Origin of the sequence: Pseudonocardia nematodicida, from assembly GCF_040105385.1 — a bacterium.
In the GTDB taxonomy this organism is placed as follows: Bacteria; Actinomycetota; Actinomycetes; order Mycobacteriales; family Pseudonocardiaceae; genus Pseudonocardia; species Pseudonocardia nematodicida.
Genome location: NZ_JBEDNQ010000005.1, coordinates 244356 through 264113 on the forward strand (window position 1 = coordinate 244356; position 19758 = coordinate 264113).

Annotated in this window: 18 protein-coding genes; 12 read left to right on the plus strand and 6 right to left on the minus strand. The window is 74.2% G+C overall.

Annotation, left to right across the window (positions count from 1 at the left end):
* Positions 1–2 precede the first annotated feature (2 nt).
* Positions 3–224, plus strand: coding sequence for an exodeoxyribonuclease VII small subunit (locus WIS52_RS14135; RefSeq protein ID WP_349298685.1), 222 nt, complete (start codon positions 3–5; stop codon positions 222–224).
* Positions 225–415: 191 nt separating this feature from the next.
* Positions 416–1597, plus strand: a complete 1182-nt coding sequence (locus WIS52_RS14140) for an FUSC family protein (RefSeq protein ID WP_349298686.1) — start codon at positions 416–418, stop codon at positions 1595–1597.
* Positions 1598–1602: 5 nt separating this feature from the next.
* On the opposite strand, the gene WIS52_RS14145 is transcribed toward WIS52_RS14140, so the two are convergent.
* On the minus strand, positions 1603–2295 hold the full coding sequence (locus tag WIS52_RS14145; protein ID WP_349298687.1) for a DUF4245 domain-containing protein: 693 nt from the start codon (positions 2293–2295) through the stop codon (positions 1603–1605).
* Between the two features lie 192 nt (positions 2296–2487).
* Between WIS52_RS14145 and glpX the strand changes: the two genes are divergently transcribed.
* The 6 genes from glpX (at position 2488) to WIS52_RS14175 (ending at position 9897) form a co-directional block, all read left to right on the plus strand.
* Complete coding sequence (gene glpX / locus WIS52_RS14150) at positions 2488–3474, plus strand: class II fructose-bisphosphatase (RefSeq protein ID WP_349298908.1); 987 nt, start codon at positions 2488–2490, stop codon at positions 3472–3474.
* A gap of 29 nt (positions 3475–3503) precedes the next feature.
* Positions 3504–4910, plus strand: a complete 1407-nt coding sequence (locus WIS52_RS14155; protein WP_349298688.1) for a class II fumarate hydratase — start codon at positions 3504–3506, stop codon at positions 4908–4910.
* Positions 4911–5037: 127 nt separating this feature from the next.
* The gene (locus WIS52_RS14160) at positions 5038–5697 is read left to right on the plus strand and encodes a hypothetical protein (protein ID WP_349298689.1); all 660 of its coding nucleotides are present in this window, start codon (positions 5038–5040) and stop codon (positions 5695–5697) included.
* On the plus strand, positions 5694–6932 hold the full coding sequence (locus WIS52_RS14165) for an alpha/beta hydrolase family protein (protein WP_349298690.1): 1239 nt from the start codon (positions 5694–5696) through the stop codon (positions 6930–6932). The genes WIS52_RS14160 and WIS52_RS14165 overlap by 4 nt, the downstream gene beginning before the upstream one ends.
* Before the next feature lie 131 nt (positions 6933–7063).
* Complete coding sequence (locus WIS52_RS14170) at positions 7064–8326, plus strand: EAL domain-containing protein (protein WP_349298691.1); 1263 nt, start codon at positions 7064–7066, stop codon at positions 8324–8326.
* Between the two features lie 53 nt (positions 8327–8379).
* On the plus strand, positions 8380–9897 hold the full coding sequence (locus WIS52_RS14175) for an ATP-dependent DNA ligase (protein ID WP_349298692.1): 1518 nt from the start codon (positions 8380–8382) through the stop codon (positions 9895–9897).
* Here WIS52_RS14175 and WIS52_RS14180 read toward each other — a convergent pair.
* Complete coding sequence (locus tag WIS52_RS14180) at positions 9828–10577, minus strand: GntR family transcriptional regulator (RefSeq protein ID WP_349298693.1); 750 nt, start codon at positions 10575–10577, stop codon at positions 9828–9830. The two genes, WIS52_RS14175 and WIS52_RS14180, sit on opposite strands and share 70 nt — an antisense overlap.
* A gap of 90 nt (positions 10578–10667) precedes the next feature.
* Here WIS52_RS14180 and WIS52_RS14185 point away from each other — a divergent pair, with 90 nt between their 5' ends.
* Positions 10668–12113 (plus strand): GuaB1 family IMP dehydrogenase-related protein, encoded by a 1446-nt coding sequence (locus WIS52_RS14185; RefSeq protein ID WP_349298694.1) that lies wholly within the window; start codon positions 10668–10670, stop codon positions 12111–12113.
* A gap of 73 nt (positions 12114–12186) precedes the next feature.
* Here WIS52_RS14185 and WIS52_RS14190 read toward each other — a convergent pair whose 3' ends face one another.
* Positions 12187–13515, minus strand: a complete 1329-nt coding sequence (locus tag WIS52_RS14190) for a PhoH family protein (protein ID WP_349298909.1) — start codon at positions 13513–13515, stop codon at positions 12187–12189.
* Positions 13516–13841: 326 nt separating this feature from the next.
* On the minus strand, positions 13842–15191 hold the full coding sequence (locus tag WIS52_RS14195) for a DUF885 domain-containing protein (RefSeq protein ID WP_349298695.1): 1350 nt from the start codon (positions 15189–15191) through the stop codon (positions 13842–13844).
* A 307-nt stretch (positions 15192–15498) separates the two neighbouring features.
* Between WIS52_RS14195 and WIS52_RS14200 the strand changes: the two genes are divergently transcribed.
* Together WIS52_RS14200 and WIS52_RS14205 are read left to right on the plus strand one after the other, a co-directional pair.
* On the plus strand, positions 15499–15891 hold the full coding sequence (locus tag WIS52_RS14200; RefSeq protein WP_349298696.1) for a hypothetical protein: 393 nt from the start codon (positions 15499–15501) through the stop codon (positions 15889–15891).
* A 1084-nt stretch (positions 15892–16975) separates the two neighbouring features.
* Positions 16976–17443 carry a hypothetical protein gene (locus WIS52_RS14205; protein WP_349298697.1) on the plus strand — a complete coding sequence of 156 codons (468 nt, stop codon included), beginning with the start codon at positions 16976–16978 and terminating at the stop codon, positions 17441–17443.
* A gap of 138 nt (positions 17444–17581) precedes the next feature.
* Here the strand turns inward: WIS52_RS14205 and WIS52_RS14210 are convergent, their stop codons facing one another.
* On the minus strand, positions 17582–18352 hold the full coding sequence (locus WIS52_RS14210; RefSeq protein ID WP_349298698.1) for an isoprenyl transferase: 771 nt from the start codon (positions 18350–18352) through the stop codon (positions 17582–17584).
* Positions 18353–18484: 132 nt separating this feature from the next.
* On the opposite strand from WIS52_RS14210, the gene trhA reads away from it, so the two are divergent.
* Complete coding sequence (gene trhA / locus WIS52_RS14215; RefSeq protein WP_349298910.1) at positions 18485–19111, plus strand: PAQR family membrane homeostasis protein TrhA; 627 nt, start codon at positions 18485–18487, stop codon at positions 19109–19111.
* Positions 19112–19137: 26 nt separating this feature from the next.
* On the opposite strand, the gene WIS52_RS14220 is transcribed toward trhA, so the two are convergent.
* Entirely contained in the window at positions 19138–19707 is a 570-nt protein-coding gene (locus WIS52_RS14220) for a hypothetical protein (protein ID WP_349298699.1), read from the minus strand.
* Between the last annotated feature and the right edge of the window lie 51 nt (positions 19708–19758).

A 19758-nucleotide genomic window follows, 5' to 3' on the forward strand; every position in this document is an offset into this window, starting at 1 on the left:
CGATGACCGAGCGCCCGGCGGTCGACGAGCTCGACTACGAGAAGGCCCGCGACGAGCTGATCGAGGTCGTCCGCGCCCTGGAGGTCGGCGGTCTCGGGCTCGACGAGTCGGTGGCCCTCTGGGAACGCGGCGAGGCGCTGGCCCGCCGCTGCGACGAGCAGCTGGCCGGCGCACGCACCCGCGTCGAGGAGCGCCTCGCCCACGCCGACGACGAGAAGGACTGACCGCTTCACACCTGTTCGCCGTCCTTCACACCCGTCGCTGCGGGTGTGCAGCGAGGCGAGGGGGTGTGAGGTGTGCGACGGGACACCCCGGGAGCGACGTGTGGCGCGCGGGTGGGCGGGCATCTGGGCGGTGCGGTCGAGCAGTGGCCGGTGCCCGAAAGCCCGACGTGTCATCGGAGAGTGTCACGACCGTGCCCACTGCCCGCGCCCCCTGGCGCGCGTCCACCACCGAACTCGTCCGCGCCCGCGTCGGTCTCGCCTGGCGGGCCGGCCTCGCCGCCGCCCTCGCCTGGTACCTGGGGAGTCTGCTGCCCGGCGCTCCCGGCGAGTACCCCTTCTACGCCCCGCTGGGGGCGCTGCTGGTCAGCTACCCGACCGTCGTCGACTCCGTCAGCAACGGGGTACGGGCGCTGGCCGCGACCCTGATCGGCGTCGCCCTCGGAGCCGGTGCACTCACCGTCGCCGGCCCGGACTGGTGGGCGGTCGCCCTCGTCGTCCTGATCGCCATCGCTCTCGGCGGCCTGCCCCACCTGGCGGCGCAGCGGGACACGGTCCCGATGGCGGCGCTGTTCACCGTGCTGATCGGCAGCACCGACCCGTCCGGCTACGTCGCCGGCTACATCGGACAGACGGTGCTCGGCGTCGCCGTCGGGCTCGCGGTGCACCTCGCCCTGCCGCCGCCGACCCGGATCCGGCACGCCTCGGACGAGCTGGACCGCCTGCGCGACGGCGTGTGCGAGCACCTCGAGGAGATGGCCGGGGTGCTGGCCGAGCAGTGGCCCCCGGAGCGCGACGAGTGGACGAAGCGCCGGCACGACTTCGAGCCGCTGATCGCGGCCACCCGGGCCGCCGTCACGTCGGCCGACGCGAGCCGCCGGGCCAACCTGCGCGCGCGCCGCTACCGCCGGCGCGGTCAGGAGCAGTTCGCCTCGGCGCGGACCCTGGAACAGATCGCGGTGCTCGTGCGCGACATCAGCACGGTGCTCGCGCACACCGCCTGGGCCGAGCGGACCGTCCTGGTGCTGGACCCGGAGCTGCGCCGCCCGATCGCCGACGCGATGACCGCGCTGGCGTCGGCGTTGCGGACGAGCGACCTGCGGGAGCGCGCACCGGCCTGCGACGCCGGGTGCACCGACCAGGTCTCGGCGGCCCGCGCCGCGTTGCGGCGGGTCACCGACCGGCTCGACGGCGACCGCAGCGCGGCCTGGGAGGACACCCTCGCGGCGAGCGGCATCGTGCTGCACCTGCGGCGTTGCCTGGACGCCGTCGACGACGGCCCGTCCGGGATCGCGCCGGTCACCGTCATACGGGCACCCGAGGAGGTCCGGGACCCGGTCGCGGACGGGACCGCCACCGCCGACGCCCGCGCCTGAGCGGCTCAGCTGCCGGCGGCCACCGGCGGCGCGTCCACGACCGCGCGGGCCAGCGTCCCGAACTGCTCCTCCGACGCCGAACCGGTGATCAGCACCCGGACCTCGGGATCACCCGGCAGCGTCGCGATCCGGTACGGCTCGCCGCCCTCGGCCTGGTAGACCTCCCAGGTCAGCCCGGCCGCCGTCGTCGTCCCGCGGTTCAGTGGCGGGCCCTCGCCGCGCCCGGCCGCGCCGGACTCGGTCGCCAGGACCCCCTCGGTGCTCCCGTCGGTCTGGACCAGGCTCAGGTAGTCGGCGTCCGGGGTGATGTAGCCGACCCGCACCGCGGTCCCGCCGCCCTCCACGGGCCCGCGGTCGGTGGAGTTCGCGCGGAACGGGACGTCCGGCACGCGGATCGGGAACGCCGAGCCGCGGTCGTACTCGGCGAGCCGCTCGGCGACGTTCACCGTCGGGCCGGACTCCGCGTCCTCGACCGGGCCGCCGGGCGCGAACGAGCAGGAGCTGCCCACGCTGAACAGCAGCAACGCGATCGGGACCAGGATCAGCAGGGCTCCGACCATGTCCCGCACCGAGGTCTCGCCGCGGCCGGGCTTGCGCAGCGGCCTCGGCCCGATCTCCGGGCGCCGGGAGCCGCCGGAACGGTCGGCGGGCTCGGTGCTCTCGCGGGGGGTGCTGCTCGGGTCCGGTCCGGAACTCACGCCGCCATGGTCCCTCAGCGGCGCTCGTCACTCCTCCCCCGGCCCCGCCACGTGCGAGGATCGGTCCACCGAATGAGAGACCCACCCCGAGGCGACGCACCACCTACGCCGCCCGCGAAGGAGACGTCCGTGAGCCAGCCCGCCACCCCGTCCGCGTCCCGCCGCCGCGAGGCGCCCGACCGCAACCTGGCGATGGAGCTGGTCCGGGTCACCGAGGCCGCGGCGATGGCGGCCGGCCGCTGGGTCGGGCGCGGCGACAAGAACGGTGGGGACGGCGCCGCCGTCGACGCCATGCGCCAGCTCATCTCGTCGGTGTCGATGCGCGGGATCGTCGTCATCGGCGAGGGTGAGAAGGACGAGGCGCCGATGCTCTTCAACGGCGAGGAGGTCGGGAACGGCGAGGGCCCGTTCTGCGACGTCGCCGTGGACCCCATCGACGGCACCACCCTGATGAGCAAGGGCATGCCGAACGCACTGGCGGTGCTGGCCGTCGCCGAGCGCGACGCCATGTTCGACCCGTCCGCGGTGTTCTACATGGAGAAGATCGCCGTCGGCCCGGAGGCCGCCGACTCCATCGACATCACGGCCCCGGTCGCCGAGAACATCCGCCGGGTCGCCCGCGCCAAGGAGGTCGACGTCGCCGACATCACCGTCTGCGTGCTCGACCGGCCCCGGCACGAGCAGATCGTGCACGAGATCCGCGAGGCCGGCGCCCGGATCTCCTTCATCTCCGACGGCGACGTCGCCGGTGCCATCGCCGCGGCCCGGCCCACCTCGGGCGTGGACATGCTCTACGGCGTCGGTGGCACCCCGGAGGGGATCATCACCGCGGCCGCGCTGAAGTGCATGGGCGGCGAGATCCAGGGCCGGCTGTGGCCGACCGACGACGCGGAGCGCGAGAAGGCGGTCGCTGCCGGGCACGACCTGGACAAGGTCCTCACCACCACCGAGCTGGTCCGCGGGGACAACGTGTTCTTCTGCGCCACCGGGATCACCGACGGCCCGCTGCTGCGCGGCGTGCACTACCGCGGCGGCGGGGCCACCACCCAGTCGATCGTGATGCGGTCCAAGTCGGGCACCGTCCGGCTGATCGACGGCTACCACCGGCTCACCAAGCTGCGCGAGTTCTCCTCGGTGGACTTCGACGGCGTCGAGGGTGAGGCTCCTCCCCTGCCGTGAGCCCCGCGGAGGGAGCAGGATCTCCGGGTATGAGCGACGAGCAGGACTACCGCATCGAGCACGACACGATGGGCGAGGTCCGGGTCCCGGCCGATGCGCTGTGGCGGGCCCAGACCCAGCGGGCGGTGGAGAACTTCCCGATCTCCGGACGTGGCCTGGAGCGCGCCCAGATCCGCGCGCTCGGTCTGGTCAAGGCGGCCGCGGCCCGGGTGAACGGCGAGCTGGGCGTGCTCGACGACGACCGCGCCGCCGCCATCGCGGCCGCCGCCGACGAGGTGGCGCAGGGCCGCTACGACGAGCACTTCCCGGTGGACGTGTTCCAGACCGGCTCCGGCACGTCGTCGAACATGAACGCCAACGAGGTGATCGCGACCCTGGCGTCGCGGGCCGGTGTGGACACCCACCCCAACGACCACGTGAACGCCTCGCAGTCGTCGAACGACGTGTTCCCGACGACGATCCACCTGGCCGCGGTCGAGGCGCTGGCGACCGACGTCGTCCCGGCGCTGGAGTACCTGGAGGCGGCGCTGCGCCGCCGCGCGGCGGACTGGGCCGAGGTCGTCAAGGCCGGCCGGACGCACCTGATGGACGCCGTGCCGATCACGCTGGGCCAGGAGGCCGGCGGCTGGGCGAGCCAGGCCGGCTACGGCGCCGACCGGGTCCGCGACGTCCTGCCCCGGCTGGGCATGCTCGCGATCGGCGGGACGGCCGTCGGGACCGGGCTGAACGCGCCCGACGGGTTCGGCGCAGCCGTCGTCGCGGCCCTGCGCGAGGCCACCGGGCTCGAGGTGCTCACCGAGGCGCCCGACCACATCGAGGCGCAGGGCTCGCGGGACGGGCTGGTCGAGGCCTCCGGCGCGCTGCGCACCGTCGCGGTGAGCCTGTACAAGATCGCCAACGATCTGCGCTGGCTGTCCTCGGGCCCGCGCACCGGGCTGGCCGAGATCCACCTGCCGGACCTGCAGCCCGGTTCCTCGATCATGCCGGGCAAGGTGAACCCGGTGATCTGCGAGGCCACGATGATGGTCTGCGCCCAGGTCATGGGCAACGACGCGGTGGTCGGGTTCTCCGGCTCGCAGGGCAACCTCGAGCTGAACGTGATGATGCCGGTGATGGCGCGCAACGTGCTGGAGTCCGCCCGGCTGCTCGCGAACACCTCCCGGCTGCTCGCCGACAAGGTCGTCGACGGTATGGAGGCCGACGTCGAGCGCACCCGGGAGTACGCCGAGTCGTCGCCGTCGATCGTCACGCCGCTGAACTCCGCGATCGGCTACGAGGAGGCGGCGGCCGTCGCCAAGCAGGCGCTGGCCGAGCGGAAGACCATCCGCGAGGTCGTGATCGAGCGTGGCCACCTGGCGTCCGGGGCGCTGACCGAGGACCGGCTCGACCGCGCGCTCGACGTGCTGGCGATGACCCGGGGTGAGAAGCGCGGCTGACACGCACGGGTGGTGCCGTGTCCGGTTCCCGTCGGATGGCGGATGTTCCGGCCACGTCCGGGGGGCACCGTCGCTCGTCTCGCGTCCGGGGCGGGCCCGGGCGACCTGACCTGCGGAGGTCACCGCGATGGCGCACCCGGCTCCGGCACGGCTCGGCCACGGCACGACTGCCCTCGGGCTCGTCCTGGGCTTCGTGCCCCTGTTCGCGTTCAGCATCATCGCCGACCGGCTGGCGGCGAACGGGGTCGCCTGGAGCGCCCTGATCGCGTTCGTGATCACGGTCCTGGCGCTGGCCGAGGGGTACCGCCGGCACGCCCCGCGGATGCTGAACCTGGCCTCGCTGATCCTCTTCGCCGCCGTCATGGTCGCCGGGTTCGCCGGGGGGCCCGGGGTCGATCGCTGGCTCTACGAGTGGGGCCGGCCGCTGGTCGGGGTGGTGCTCGGGCTGTTCGTGCTCGCCACCGCGCCGGTGTTCCCCTTCACCGCCGAGTACGCCCGGCGCGACGTGCCCCGCGAGTACTGGCACTCGCCGACGTTCCTGCACATCAACCGGGTGCTCAGCGGGGCGTGGGGCCTCGCGATCGTGATCATCGGGCTGCTGTCGCTGCTGGCCACGGCGCTCGGCGCGTTCGCGATCGACGCCGGCTCGCCGCACCTGGACGAGCTGCTGCTGCGCTGGGTGCTGCCGATCGCGGTGCTCTGGCTGACGATCCACCTCACCTTCACCTATCCCGACCGGGTCACCGGGCGGACACCCACGGCCGGCCACCACGAGGAGGCCCGGTGACCGCCACTTCCGGCACCCGGGCCGGCGCGCCGGTCGCCGCGTTCTTCACCGACCCCGGTTTCGACTTCGGGATGCGCTGCGCGCTGGGTGCCACCGGCTACGGCGTCGGCGACCCCGGTTCGGTCCTGGCCACCGCGGCCGCGATCACCGACGGGGACCGGCAGAGCTGGTTCGACGCCTGGACCGCCCGCGGCGACCGGTTCGCCGCGCTCGCCGGGGAGGCCGACCCGCACGGCGCGGTCTGGGCGCAGCGCTCCGCCTCGGCGGCGTACTCCCGCGCGCTCGAGGCCGCCGACGGGCTGCCCGGCGGGCCGGACGCCGTCCTGCTGCCGACGTTCCGCCGGTCCCGGGAGTGCTGGGAGGCGATGGTCGACGCCTCGCAGGGCCGGTTCGTGCGGATGGACGTGGACGGCCCGGACGGCCCGATGCCCGGCTGGCTGCTGCGCCCGGACGCCACCGGAGCGGTGCGTCCCACGCTGGTCCTGACCAACGGCAGCGACGGCTCACTGGCCGACCTGTGGGGCTCCGGCGCGGGCGAGGCGGTGGCCCGCGACTGGAACGCCTTCGTCTACGACGGCCCCGGCCAGCAGTCGATGCTGTTCGAGCGCGGGGTGCCGTTCCGCCCGGACTGGGAGACCGTGCTGACCCCGGTGGTCGACGCGCTGGTCGCCCGGCGGGACGTCGACGCCCGCGCGCTCACCGCGTACGGCGTCAGCCAGGCCGGGTACTGGCTCCCGCGGGCGCTGGCGTTCGAGCACCGGTTCGTCGCGGCCGTCGCCGATCCCGGGGTGGTGGACGTGTCGACCTCGTGGACGGCGTTCCTGCCGCCGGAGATGACCGCGCTGCTCGACGCCGGCCGGCGCGCGGAGTTCGACGGGTACATGGCGCAGGCCGGCGGGGATCCGGCGACCGCCCGCGAGTTCGCCTTCCGGGCCCGTCCCTACGGCATCACCGACCCGTACGACCTGTTCACCGCGGTGCGCGGCTACCACCTGCGCGACGTCGCGGACCGGATCCGGACCCCGCTGCTGATCACCTCCCCGGACCGCGAGCAGTTCTGGCCGGGGCAGTCCGAGCAGCTCGCCGCTCTGCTCACCGCCCCGCACGAGGTCGCGGCCTTCAGCGCGGTCGACGGGGCGGACGTCCACTGCGAACCACTCGCCCGGCGGTATGCCGCCATGCGGATGTTCGCGTGGCTGGTAGGCCGGCTCATCGGGAGTTCCCGCAGGTCGTAGCCCGTTGCGACCGGATGATCGCGGGCGGTCAGTGCTCTTGTTGTTCACGTTCCCGTTGCCTTACGGTCGCAGCGTTCGTGACACCGTGTGACCGATTGCCGATCTTCTGCCACTCGAACGGACGCACTCCGATGAGCGACCAGCGCTTCGCGTACGAGCCCGTCCACGACCTGCGCAACGGCCGCTTCGCCGGCGTCGAGGTCGTCCCCCGGCACTCCTACGACGCCGTCGCAGCGCAGGTCCACGACCGGGGTTGGAACGTCCGCCAGATCGCCGAGCTGGACGCCGGTACCGCGGTCTCCGCCGTCCTGTCCGCCCGGGCGGCGGCGCTGCCCGTCCCGGTCCAGGTCGACGTCGCCGGGGACACCGTGCTGTACGCGCGGGACCGGCTGCGCGCGATGCTGGGCGCCGCCTCGGGCGTCGCGCCGCTGCTCGAGATCGGGCCGCCGATCGCGGCCGCCGCACCGCCCGAACATCTGGTACCGGCGCTGGCCCAGCTGCGCGGCTGGGGGTTCCGGATCGCGCTCGACGGGGCCGGGCGGGCGTTCGGCCCGGAGCTCGTCGCCGCGGTGCGGCCCGACCTGGTGAAGCTGGAGCCGTCGCTGGCCGACGGCCCGCCGGACCCCGTCCGGATCGCCGCCGTGCGCGCGGTACTGGAGGTCGCCCGGGCGATCGGCGTACCGGTGGCGGCGACCGGGGTCCGCGACCCCGAGCGGCTGCTCGAGCTGCACGGATGCGGGGTGGCGTTCGCGCAGGGGCCACTGCTCGGCGGGGCACGCGCGACCCCGGAGCCGGCGCCGGGCACGCCGGCCGAGCTGACGACGTTGCTGCAGGCCGAGATCTCGGCCCGGACCGGTCCGCGACCGCCCGGCCCCGCTCCCGCTCCCGCTCCGGAGGGCCCGCCGGTGCGCGCGCTGGCGACGGCGGCGGTCGCGCTCGCCGACGACGTCACCGCGGACACGGTGCGCGAGACGATGCGCGAGCACCCGGACTCCGCGGGTGTGGTGCTCGTCGACGCACGACGGCGCCCGGTCGGCTACCTGGACCGCAGCCGCTTCCTGCTCACCATGGCCGGGCGGTTCGGGCACGCGCTGTGGGCGGACAAGCCGGCCACCGGGCTGGCCGACCCGCCCCGCACCGTCGACGAGCGCACCCCGCTGCCCCGGGCGCTGGAGCTCAGCCTGACCGGTGACCCGGCCCGCGGGTACGACGACCTGGTCGTCGTCGGCCCGGACGGGTCCTGCCGCGGGGTGGTCACGGTCGCGGAGCTGTGGCGGCAGGCGATCCTGCCCACCGCCGGCGCGCACGCCGCCGGCCGGTCCCCCGGTGCCCCGTCCCCGGAGCCCGCCGGGGCCGACGGCCCGGTCGTGCCGTCACCCGCCGCGAGCGTCTGAGACGCGACCCCGGCGGCGCGCGGCTGTCGGGGGTCGCTGCTTCACTGACTCCCGTGTTGTTCACCGACGTCGTCACCACCTCGGCCGCGGTCGGCGCGACCCGCGCACGCACGGAGAAGACCGCCGCGCTCGCCGCGCTGCTGCGCGCCGCGGAGCCCGGCGAGATCGAGCCGGTGGTGGCGTGGCTGTCCGGCGTCCCCCGACAGGGCCGGATCGGGACCGGCTGGCGGACGCTGTCGGCCGTCGCCGTCGCGCCCGCCGCCGGGCCCACGCTCGATGTCGCCGCAGTGGACCGGCTGCTCGACGAGCTCGCCGGTACGGCGGGGGCCGGGTCGGCGCAGCGCCGCAGCGACCTGCTGACCGGGCTCTACGGCGCGGCCACCGCCGACGAGCAGCGGTTCCTGCACCGGCTCCTCAGCGGGGAGCTGCGCCAGGGCGCGCTGGAAGGGCTGATGGTGGACGCGGTGGCGGCCGCGTCCGGAGCCGGCCAGGCGGCCGTCCGGCGGGCGTTCATGCTGTCCGGCCGGCTGCCGGAGACCGCCGCCACGGCGCTCTCCGGCGGGGAGCGGGCCCTGGCCCGGATCGGGCTCGAGGTGGGGCGCCCGGTCCGGCCCATGCTCGCCTCCCCCGGCGACTCCCTGGAAGGAGCGCTGGGGACCGACGTCACGGTCGAGTACAAGCTCGACGGCGCCCGCATCCAGGTGCACCGCGACGGCGACGAGGTGCGCGTCTGGACCCGCACGCTGCGCGAGGTCACCGACGGCGTCCCCGAGCTGGTGTCGCTGGTCCGGTCGCTGCCGTGCCGGACCGCGGTGCTGGACGGCGAGACCCTGGCCCTCGACGACGACGGCCGCCCCCGCCCGTTCCAGGACACGATGAGCCGGTTCGGGTCCGACCAGGACGAGACGGTCCTGCTCTCGCCGTTCTTCTTCGACCTGCTGCACCTCGACGGCCGCGACCTCGTGGACGAACCGCTGGAGACCCGGCTCGACGCGCTGGCCGGGCTGCTCGCCGCGGACGAGCACGCCCCACTGCGGATGCCCGGGGCCCGGCGCCCGTCGGCGGACGCCGCCGCCGCGGTCCTCGACGACGCACTCGCGGCCGGTCACGAGGGTGTCGTGGTGAAGGACCTCGCGGCGCCCTACGCGGCCGGCCGCCGGGGCAGGGCGTGGCAGAAGGTCAAGCCGGTGCACACCCTGGACCTGGTGGTGCTCGGCGCCGAGTGGGGGTACGGCCGGCGGACCGGGTCGCTGTCGAACATCCACCTCGGGGCCCGCGACCCCGACGGCGGCGACCCGGTGATGGTCGGCAAGACGTTCAAGGGGATGACCGACGAGCTGCTCGCCTGGCAGACCGAGACCTTCCCGCGCTACGCCGTCGCGGAGGAGCCGGGGGTGGTGTACCTGCGGCCGGAACTGGTCGTGGAGATCGCGCTGGACGGTGCCCAGCGCAGCACCCGCTATCCGGGCGGGGTCGCGCTGCGGTTCGCCCGGGTGCTGCGCTACCGCCCGGACAAGACCCCGGCCGAGGCGGACTCGGTGGAGCAGGTGCGGGCACTGCTGCCGGGGTAATCGGCGCCGGCCCCGGCGTGCGCGCGCACGATCGCGACGGCCAGCACCCGGCCGTCCGGTCCGGTGAGCGTGCGTTCCGCCCCGAGCAGTGGGGTCCCGGGCGCGACGCCGAGCAGCGACGCGGCGTCCGGATCGGCCGGGACCCACCCGGAACGGGTCCGGGTGGAGTCCGGCCGGAGCCGGGCATCGGCGAGCAGCCGCTCGAACGGTCCGGTCTCGGGGACGGTGAGCAGCTCGGCCGCGCCGGCGCCGGCCAGGTAGTGGGTCTCCAGCACGGTGCCGCCCCCGGACACCGGCGCGAGGCACTCCAGGCGCAGGCACGGGCTGCCGGGGTCGACCCCGAGCCAGCCGGCGAGCACCTCCGGGGCGGCGACACCGGCCCGGTCCAGCCAGCGCACGGACCGGTCCGGGTCGGTGACGGCGTCGCGTTCCCCGGTGTACTCGGGCCGGGCGACGACGCGGTGCGCGGCCGGGCCCGGGCGCAGCAGGCCCTCCTCGGACAGCAGCGCGAGCGCGACGCGGACGGCGGAGCGGGCCACCCCGAAGTCGAGCATCAGCTCGTCCTCGCGCGGGAGCAGGCCCCGGGCGGCGGGTCGGGCGGCGACGGCGACGCGGAGCAGGTCGCGCAACCGGCGGGCGTCGCCCGCGCGCAGCGGCGGGATCGGCGACGGCACCGGCATGGGATCCACGGTAGGCCGACACCGTTGCCCGGGGGTTCGGATCCGATGACGGGCGCGTGACATGCGAGGTCCGCGTACCATTCCGACACCGTGCGCTTCCTCGACGACCGCCCGCCGGAGCACGACCTCACCTACGACGACGTCTTCCTCGTCCCGCGCCGCACCTCGGTCGCGTCCCGGTTCGACGTGGACCTCGCGACCCCGGACCGCACCGGGGCGACCGTGCCGGTGGTCGCGGCGAACATGACCGCCGTCGCCGGCCGCCGGATGGCCGAGACCCTGGCCCGCCGCGGCGCGCTGACCGTGCTGCCCCAGGACGTCGCCACCGACGCGGTCGCCGACATCGTGGCCTGGCTGAAGTCCCGGCACCCGGTCTGGGACACCCCGCTGGTGCTGCGGACCGGCGACGCGGTCGCCGACGCGCTGAACCTGCTGCCCAAGCGGGCGCACGACGCCGTCGTGGTCGTCGACGACGGCGGCCGCCCGGTCGGCACCGTCGACGAGGCCGCCTGCACCGGCGTCGACCGGTTCACCCGGCTCGCCGACGTGCTCGATCCGGACCCGCTGATGCTGCCGACCCCCACCCCGCCGCGGGAGGTCTTCGAGCAGCTCGACGCGCGCCGCGGCCGGGTCGCCCTCGGCCTGGACGACGACGGCCGGCTCGCCGGGCTGCTCACCCCGCTCGGCGCGATCCGCGCCGGGATCTACACCCCCGCCCTGGACGGCTCCGGCCGGCTGCGGACCGCGGCCGCGCTCGGGATCAACGGCGACGTCGCGGTCAAGGCGAAGGCGCTGCTCGACGCCGGTGTCGACGTCCTGGTCGTCGACACCGCGCACGGCCACCAGGAGAAGATGATCGACGCGCTGGCCGCGGTGCGCCGGGTCGTCGACGACGCCGGGCTGCCGGTCCCGGTGGCGGCGGGCAACGTGGTGACCGCCTCCGGGGTCGCCGACCTGGTCGACGCCGGCGCGGACATCGTCAAGGTCGGCGTCGGCCCGGGCGCCATGTGCACCACCCGGATGATGACCGGCGTCGGCCGGCCGCAGTTCTCGGCCGTCGCCGAGTGCGCCGCGGCGGCCCGCGAGCGCGGCGCGGTGATCTGGGCCGACGGCGGTGTCCGGCACCCGCGCGACGTCGCGCTCGCCCTCGCCGCCGGCGCGGCCTCGGTGATGATCGGCTCCTGGCTGGCCAGGACCTACGAGTCCCCCGGCGACCTGCTGCGCGACGAGCACGGGCGGCCCTACAAGGAGTCGTTCGGGATGGCCTCCAAGCGCGCCGTCAGCGCCCGGACCCGCGGCGACAACGCGTTCGACCGGGCCCGCAAGGCGCTGTTCGAGGAGGGCATCTCCGCCTCCCGCCAGCGCCTCGACCCGGAACGCCCGGGCGTCGAGGACGTCCTCGACGAGATCTGCTCGGGGGTCCGCTCGGCCTGCACCTACGCCGGTGCCCGCACCCTCGACGAGCTGCACGAGCGCGCTGTCGTCGGCGTGCAGACCGTCGCCGGGTTCACCGAGGGCACCCCGCACGGCCTGTAGCTCCGCCCCGGCATGGGCGTGGCCCCCCGCGCAGCGCTGCGCGGGGGGCCACTGTCGGGAGCGGCGAGCCTTCCTAGGAGGTGGGGCCCTCCAGCATCTCGGTGACCAGCGCGGCGATCGGCGAACGCTCGCTGCGGGTCAGCGTGACGTGCGCGAACAGCGGGTGGCCCTTGAGCTTCTCGATGACGGCGTTGACGCCGTCGTGCCGGCCCACCCGCAGGTTGTCCCGCTGCGCGACGTCGTGCGTGAGCACCACCCGGGACGCCGAGCCGAGCCGGGACAGCACCGTGAGCAGCACGTTGCGCTCCAGCGACTGCGCCTCGTCGACGATCACGAAGGTGTCGTGCAGGGAGCGGCCGCGGATGTGGGTCAGCGGGAGCACCTCGAGCATCCCGCGGGCGATGACCTCGTCGATGACGTCCTGGCCGGCGATCGCGCCGAGCGTGTCGAAGACCGCCTGCGCCCAGGGCGCCATCTTCTCGCTCTCGCTGCCGGGCAGATACCCGAGGTCCTGCCCGCCGACGGCGTAGAGCGGCCGGAACACCACGACCTTGCGGTGTGCCTGACGCTCCAGCACCGCCTCCAGACCGGCGCACAGCGCGAGCGCCGACTTGCCGGTGCCGGCCCGGCCGCCGAGCGAGACGATCCCGACCTCGTTGTCCAGCAGCAGGTCGAGCGCGATCCGCTGCTCGGCCGAGCGCCCGTGCAGGCCGAACGCCTCCCGGTCCCCGCGCACCAGCTTGATCCGCTTGTCCGCGGTGACCCGGCCCAGCGCGCTCGACGCCCCGGTGAGCCGCAGCCCGGTGTTGCAGGGCAGCTCGCGGGCCGCGTCGTGGTCGATGACCCCGTCCCGGAACAGCGCGTCGACGTCGTCGGGGGTGACCTCCAGGTCGGTCATCCCGGTCCAGCCGGAGAACAGCACGTCCTGGCCGTGGTACTCGTCGGCGTCCAGCCCGACGGCTGCGGCCTTGACCCGCAGCGGCATGTCCTTGGTGACCAGGACGACGTCGCCGGGGGAGTTCGGGTCCGCCTTCAGGTTGAGCGCGCAGGCCAGGATGCGCGAGTCGTTCGAGTCGGTGCGGAACCCCGCCGGCAGGACGGTCGGGTCGGAGTGGTTCAGCTCGACGTGCAGGCTGCCGCCGGAGTCGCCGACGGGGATCGGCGCGTCGAGCCGGCCGTGCTTGACCCGCATCTCGTCGAGCTGACGGAGCGCGGTCCGGGCGAACCAGCCCAGTTCGGGGTGGTGACGCTTGGCCTCGAGCTCGGAGATCACGACCAGCGGCAGGACGACCTGGTGCTCGTCGAAGCGGAGCAGCGACCACGGGTCGGACAGCAGCACGGAGGTGTCGAGCACATAGCAACGGGTGGTACCTGCCGGTGCGTCCCCGACGGCCCCTTCGATGGCGGGCCGGTCGGTGAGGGCGGGACGACGATCGGTCACGGGTGCTCCCTCGCAGGCGCGGCACCGCGCCTGCTCTGCGTCGGGCCGGTGCGGTCCTGCTGCGGTCGCGACGGCGCGGAGAACCGTGTCGGTCCTCCGGCCGGCACGCCCGCAAGGGCCGGGTGCCGGCCCTCTCGGGTGCGTGTCGACACCACGTCCAGGGCCTCCCGGACGGGTCGCATCGGGTACGACCCGTCGACCGGGACGCTACCGGTGGTCACCCTCGTGCGGTCAATAGCAACTCTCGGTCGGCGAGGCGAACTCGACCCCGATGGAAGAGTCGTAACCTACCGTTCACCGTGTGCTGGATACCGTCCGACGTCTGCGTCACCAGCGGCGACACGGACGGTTGCCGACCGTTCGTCGCATTCGTGGCGCGGCGACCGGAGTAGCCCAGCGGTCGGAACCCTCTCCGGAACGGAATGGTTCGGCGGCGTGTCGCCACCGTCGGTGATCGGGACGTCGAGGAGGTCCGCGGGCAGCACGGGCGTGTCGAGCAACACCCGCAGCCCAGCCACCGGTCCGCCGGAATGCCGGGAGAGCCAGTTCCGGACCAGCGGGGCGCCCTCCGCGTAGGTCACCGGGTAGCTGCGCCACTGCGGATGGTCCAGGAAATCGAGCATCCGCCGGGCCCGCTCCTCGGGCACGAGGAGCCGGTGCGACAGGTGGGCGACGACCTCGTCGGGACCCGCGCCGTCGACGTGCCGCATCAGCGCCGCCTCCTGGCGGACCCCGGCGAGCCCCTCCAGCTCGGCCTCGACCCGCTCCGCGAGGTCACCGTCGAGCCGGACGCCGGCACCGGCCAGGGCGTGCTCGGCCACCCGGCCCCACCCCGACCCGGGCAGCACCGACGCGGCCGCCTCCGCGGCCCCCTCGGCGATCAGCGCCTGCGGGCTGTGCACCAGGCGCAGGCCCAGCTCCGGGAACCGGTGGGTGGCGACCTCCGCCCGGCAGTACTGGGTGTGGTGACCGGGGTAGGCCTCGTGCGCCAGCAGTGGCAGCAGCTGACCGGCCCGGACCCGGGCACCGGTGCTCAGCGTGATCCGGCTGCGGAAGCCGCCCCGGTAGCGGGTGAAGGCGGTCCACGGACGTTCCCCGACGACGTCGAGGTCGGCGTGCTCGCCGGGCGGCAGCCCCAGCGCGTCACCGGTCCGCCGCCGCAGCTCGGCCGCGATCGCGCGGGCGGCGGGCCCGAGCCGGTCGGCCGGGACGAGGTCGTTCTCCCGGTAGGCCTGCATCCGCGCGGCCACCGGGCCGCGACCGGGCAGCAGGTCGGCGAGGCGCCGGTGGACCTCGGCGTGCACGTCCGGCTCGGAACGCCGCGGCAACACCCCGTAGAGCGCGTACACCTGCGCGAGGTGGCCCACCCTCTCGCCGGCCAGCAGGCGGGCCTGGCAGTGCAGCGCGACGAGCTGGGCGTCGAGATGGTCCGCACCCGGGACCGGTCCCGCGTCCGCGATCTCCCGGCGGAGCCGGACCGCCTCGGCGACCAGGTCGCGCGGGTCCGGACGGGGCTCGTCCGCGACACGCCGGACGACGTCCGGGTACGGCGCCGGGCCGTCCAGCACTCCCGGGCGCAGGCGGTCCAGTCGCGACGCGAGCGCCGTCGCCGCGCGTACCCACCGTTCGAGAGGCATCGCCGAGCAGCGTAGGCCGGACGAGGGGCCGGACGCCCGAACACGCCCCCGTCCGGCGGCCACAGCTCGCAGAGAGTGATCACCTCGGGGCCTGCACGGATTCGGATACGGTCGCGGAAATCCGGTCAGCGGCCGTTCGATGAACGCTCCGTAGCAAGATCATCCGATGGGGTTGCAGCATTTGTTTCCGACCATTTCCGCGGATAGATTGAACGGCAGTCGGCACGGGCTCCCCCCTCTTTGTCATCGTGCCGTCAGATGATGAGACCGGCTCCGGGCGGCCTCGAGACTCACCAGGAGAAGAACTGTGCTGAAGAAGGCTGGAATCGTGGTGGCGGCCTCGGCCGCGTCCCTGCTCGCGATCAGCCCGCTCGCCTTCGCCGGCGACATGGGCCACGACGACACCAAGGGCAAGCACCACCACAGCGCCGGGAACACGATCGACAAGGACTCCAAGGGCCTGATCTCCGGGCTGAACGGCAACAACGTCAACGTGCCGATCCAGGCCTGCAACAACAACGTCCCGGTCAACGCCGCGGGCGTGCAGGTCCCGGTCGAGAACGGCGCGGGCCTCAACGGCCTCACCGGCGCGCTGGGCGTCCTGGGCGGCGACGCCGGGGCCGTGTCCGGCGACTCGGTCACCGACCAGTCCGACGCCTGCGCGCAGGAGTCGGGTGCGGGCGACACGATCGTCGACTGATCTCAGACGGTTCACGAGAAAGCCCGGGGCGTTCCGCCCCGGGCTTTTTCGCGCGCCTCGTTCTCTTTCACCCGGGACTCAGAGTGATCATCGTCGGGTCCGTGCCGGAATGTGCCGCTCCGTCGAGTGATCATGCTTGGCGCGATGCCGGAAAGCACGCCGGAGATGATCACTCGGGGTGACAACGGCGGGGGTCCGAGCCGCCCACCCTCGGCCGCGGCGCACGTCCGGGTACGGGCCCCGGTCCGCATCGGGGCCGGCTCGCCTCGAACTCGGCGCGCCGGCGGCCCCCGCTCCGCGCCGCTCCCGCCCGCACCACGCGGTGAGTGACGCACCCGCGCTGCACGCCCGCCGTCCCACACCTCGCGGCCCACACCTCGCGGCCCACACCTCGCGGCCCGCACCTCGCGCGCTCCTCACCTCGCGCCCCGCGCCCCGCACCCCGCACCTCGCACCTCGCGCGCTCCGCACCTCGCGCCCCGCGCTCCCGCGCCCGCGCTTCCCGCGCCGCGCACCTCGCGTCCCACACTCGCCGGCCCCGCGGACGGCGCACGCCTGCTCTCCACGCCGTGCCCGTCGCCGGTGCCGGCCATCGAGACGTCGCACTCCGCGGACCCGGGGTCGCCCCGGCAGGGCGCCATCCGCACCCCGCGGGCCGGAGCCCGCGACAGGTGCGCCCCCGCGGCACCCCGTCGGCGTGCGTAGCACCCCTTCACACCGTGCGGCACCCCATCGGAGGGGTGCCGCGGATGGTCACGGGGGCCGCAGCGGCGGAGCGGATCGACCGGCGGCAGTCGGCTTGCTGCGGTACGCCCGAACGGTCGTCTTATGTTGCGCCGGTCTCCGCACCCGCGACACGGCCGTACGACACGCCGAGCGAATGACGCTCTCACCAGGAAATCCGCAGGTACACGAACGGGCCTCGCGATAACCCCAGGAAATACGCAGGGTCAGATTGTCCAGCCCCGAGTCGTCCGTTAGATTGACGCCCAGTCGATGCGGGCTCCCCGGTTCGAGCGTCGACAGGTACCGAGAGTGTTCACGGCAAGCCGTGCGTGCTCTCCTACTCATCAGGAGACGGACTGTGCTGAAGAAGGCTGGAATCGTTGTGGCCGCCGGTGCCGCGTCGCTCGTCGCGATGAGCCCGCTGGCGTTCGCGGGCGACACCACGGAGAACAGCAACAACGACAACTCGCAGCGGTCGGTGACGAAGACCTACACCGACAACACCAACAACAGCAAGGACATCGACAAGACCGACCTGGACTTCCAGAAGGGTCACAACGGCGGCAACGTCGCCGACAAGTCGGGCTCCGGGCTGATCAACATCTCGGGCAACAACGTCAACGCGTCGCCCACCACCTGCGGCAACCTGCTGTCGGGCAACAGCATCGTGGACGGCGCCCTGGGCGGCCTGTTCAACGAGAACACCACCGAGTCCGCCGCCGCGGCGGCCACCGAGTGCGACGTGGACTCGGCCACCGGCGACAACTTCCACCAGAAGAACGTCGACCCGGCGCACCACTACGGCGACAGCAAGGGCACCAAGTAAGACGCCCGCGCTCCGCGCACTCGAAGGCCCCGGGGTTCCGCCCCGGGGCCTTCCCCGTTCCCGGGCCGACCACCCCGCGCTCGGCCCGGGAAAGAGCAATAACGAGCGAAGTGCCCGAAGGTTACGCTCGAATTGTCATCAGCCGCCGAAACGTCGGTGCCGTGCGGCAAAATCGCGCAGTGCCCGCAGGAAGTCGACCCGGCGGAACTCGGGCCAGTAGGCCTCGCAGAACCAGAACTCCGAATGGGCCGACTGCCACAGCAGGAAGCCCGACAGACGCTGCTCCCCGCTGGTCCGGATGACGAGGTCGGGATCCGGCTGTCCGGACGTGTAGAGATGCTCCGCGATGTGGTCGACGTCGAGGCTCTCGGCGATCTCCTCGATCGTCCGCCCTGCCTCCGCCTGGGTGAGCAGCATCTTCCGGACGGCGTCGGCGATCTCCTGCCGTCCGCCGTAGCCGACGGCGACGTTGAGCTGCAGTCCGCCCCGTCCGCTGGTCCGCGCCGCGGCGGCGGCCAGCCGGTCGGCCAGCGACGACGGCAGCAGCTCCATCGCCCCGACGACCCGCAGCCGCCACGGCGTCTCCGGGCCCGAGAGGTCGTCGACCACCCCGGCGATGATCTCGAGCAGGTCCTTCAGCTCGGCCGGGGACCGGGTGTCGAGGTTGTCGGTGGACAGCAGGAAGACCGTCACCACCTCGACGCCGGCCTCGGCACACCAGCCGAGCATCTCGGCGATCTTCGCGGCGCCGGCGCGGTGTCCCTCGGCGGGATCGTCCAGGCCGGCCTCGCGCGCCCAGCGGCGGTTCCCGTCCAGGATCAGCGCGACGTGCTGGGGGCTGTCGGCCCCGGCGATCTGGCGCAGGATCCGGCGCTCGTACACCGAGTACAGCAGGTCTCGTACGGCCACGTGCCGGGAGCCTAGTCCGCCCCGATTCTCCTGTGGCGTTCGTCCGGCACCGGTCACGGAGAACGCCACGGCACGTAACGTCGCAGCGTGTCCTCGGTGAGCACGCCCTCCCCCGTGCCGGCGCGTCCCCGGATGCGTGGCTGGCTGCACCTCTGGAGCCTCGTCGCGTCGGTGTTCGCCTGCGCGACGCTGATCAGCATCGCCGGTGCGCTGGTGGGCGCGGCGGCCGCCACGGCGACCGCGGTCTACACCGTGACCACGTTCGGACTGTTCGGGATCAGCTCCCTCTACCACCGGCGCACCTGGTCGGATCCCGAGCAGCGGCGCCTGATGAAGCGCCTCGACCACTCGATGATCTTCCTGTTCATCGCCGGCACCTACACCCCGGTGTCGGTGATGGCGCTGCCCGCGGAGACCGCGACCTGGGTGCTCGCCGTGGTGTGGGGCGGCGCGCTCGCCGGCGTCGCGCTGAAGCTGGCGTGGCCCGGGGCCCCGGCCTGGGTCGGCGTCCCGATCTACGTCGCGCTCGGCTGGGTCGCGGTCCCCGTCCTGCCCGGCCTGCTCGCCGGGGGCGGGGTCGCCGCCCTGGTCCTGCTGCTCGCCGGCGGGGCCCTCTACACCGCCGGGGCGGTGGTCTACGCCCTGCGCCGCCCCGACCCGTGGCCGTCGACGTTCGGGTACCACGAGATCTTCCACGCGGCGACGGTCCTGGCCTGGACCTGCCACCACATCGCGATCTGGCTGGTCCTGCTGCGCTAGGCAGCACAGCCAGGGCCCGCGGGGGCTCAGCTTCCGTCCGGCCCCTGCGCCCGCAGGTCGTCGACCCGCGACATCGCCGCGCGCAGCTCGCCCAGCCACTCGTCGGCGTGCCGGCCGACCAGCCGCACCGACCAGCTCAGCGCGTCCGAGCGCGACCGCGCGACGCCGGCGTCGACCAGGGTGTCGAGCACCGCCCGCTCCGGCTGGCGCAGCCGGGTCATGACCGGGACCGAGACGTTCGTGAACAGCTCCCGGGTCCCGCCGACCCGGGCACCCCAGGCCACCTTGCGCTGGTACCGGGCCTCGGCCTGGCGGGCGATCTCGATCCGCCGGTCCCGGGTGTCCTCGCGGAACCGGGAGATCCGTCCCGACTCGGCCGCGGCCGCGTCGGCCCGCCCCGCGTCGGTGTCGGGGTACTCGGTCCCCAGCGCCGGGAGCTCGCCCACGACGACGATCTCGTCGCGGTCACAGGTGATCTCCGGTGCCCCGGTGAACCAGTCGTCCGGCAGCCGTCCGGCGAACCAGGCCACCGCGTCGTCCGACGACGGCAGCTCCGCCTGCTGCCAACCGCCGCGCCCGCGTCCTCGTGCCGTCATCACACACCTCCGTCGTCGTGATTACACGATTACATAGCAACGGAGGTTACG